We start from the raw sequence: 1657 nt of genomic DNA on the forward strand, positions 1-1657 counted from the left end.
AGGCTGTGTGAAAACGCCGAACATGATACCCTTTGACATGAGTCGAGGGGGCTTCATGAAGCGGTATATCGAGGGTGTCGACAGGAGCCAGGGTACACTGCTTCCCGAGCAGTTGGATGACTGGGTGCATGAGGATAGCCCAGTTCGGGTGGTGGACGTATTCGTTGATGAGCTCGATCTGGCCGATCTCGGATTCGTGCGCTGTGAGCCAAGCAATACCGGGCGCCCAGGTTATCATCCCTCGATCCTGCTCAAGCTCTACATCTACGGCTATCTGAACCGAATCCAGTCGAGCCGGCGTCTCGAACGCGAAGCTGGACGCAACATCGAGGTGATGTGGCTGGTTGGGCGTCTTGTGCCTGACCATAAGACCATCGCCGATTTTCGACGCGATAACGGTGGTGCCATCAAGAAGGTCTGTACCCGCTTTGTGCGGCTATGCCGCGAGATAGGGCTTCTTGCCAAGCCGAGTGTTGCGATCGACGGCAGCAAGTTCAAGGCGGTCAACAACCGAGACCGGAACTTCACCAAGGGCAAGCTGGCGCGGCGCATGGAGCAGATCGAAGAGAGCGTTGCCCGATATCTCCACCAGATGGACAGCGCCGACCGGCAGGAGCGCGACGACATTCATGCCGCCAAGATCGAGCGCCTGCAGGAGAAGGTTGAACGGCTTCGACAGGAGATGGTTCGGCTCAAGGAGATCGAAAAGAAGATGCTGGAAACGCCCGACCAGCAGGTATCGCTCACCGATCCCGATAGCCGGTCAATGGCGACCAGCGGCCGAGGCTCGGGCATGGTCGGCTACAACACTCAGACCGCAGTCGACACCGAACATCACCTCATCGTTGCCCATGAAGTGACCAATGTCGGCAACGACCGGGCGCAACTTGCCAATATGGCCAAGGCCAGCAAGCAAGCCTTTGAGGCAGACCATCTCGAGGTCGTGGCTGACCGCGGTTACTTCAACAGCGAAGAGGTTCTCGCCTGCGTCGAGCAGAAGATCACGGTGACCATGCCCAAGCCCATGACGTCGGCCAATCGGATCAAGGGGCTCTTCGTCAAGCAGGACTTCCGGTATCTCAACGACGAGGATGTCTATCTCTGCCCGGCCGGCGAACGGTTGATCTATCGGTACACGCGAGAAGAGGCGGACCTGATGATCCGGCGCTACTGGTCGAGCAACTGTCCAAGCTGCGCCATGCGGTCCAAGTGCACGACCAGCAAGTATCGGCGCATTCAGCGTTGGGAGCAGGAGCATCACCTTGAGGCGATGCAGGCAAGGCTTGATGCTGATCCTGATAAGATGCGGCAACGCCGCGTGACCGCCGAGCACCCCTTCGGGACGATCAAATCATGGATGGGAGCCACGCACTTCCTCACCAAGCGCCTGCCGAACGTGCGCGCGGAGATGGCGCTGCACGTACTCGCCTACAACATGACCCGGGTCATGAACATCATCGGCTCCAAGGCACTGGTGGCGGCAATACGGGGATAATAGCCTCGCCTATCACGCTTGCATGAAACGCTCTCGTCGAACGCCGATTTAGAGCCCTATTCGGCATCTGGAGGGCGCTCGAAGGCAAAACCGCCTACCATGACGCTTGAGCTACGCCATATCCCACAATTGGCCATGGCATCAGCGTTTTTACACAGCCAG

The 1657-nt window shown here is 58.5% G+C and carries 1 protein-coding gene; it reads left to right on the forward strand.

What is annotated here, in order from left to right; all coding sequences use genetic code 11:
• Positions 1 to 55 precede the first annotated feature (55 nt).
• Positions 56 to 1495, forward strand: coding sequence for an IS1182 family transposase (locus AYK65_RS31360; protein WP_081163232.1), 1440 nt, complete (start codon positions 56 to 58; stop codon positions 1493 to 1495).
• Positions 1496 to 1657: the final 162 nt, after the last annotated feature.

Source organism: Ensifer aridi, assembly GCF_002078505.1.
In the GTDB taxonomy this organism is placed as follows: Bacteria; Pseudomonadota; Alphaproteobacteria; order Rhizobiales; family Rhizobiaceae; genus Sinorhizobium; species Sinorhizobium aridi.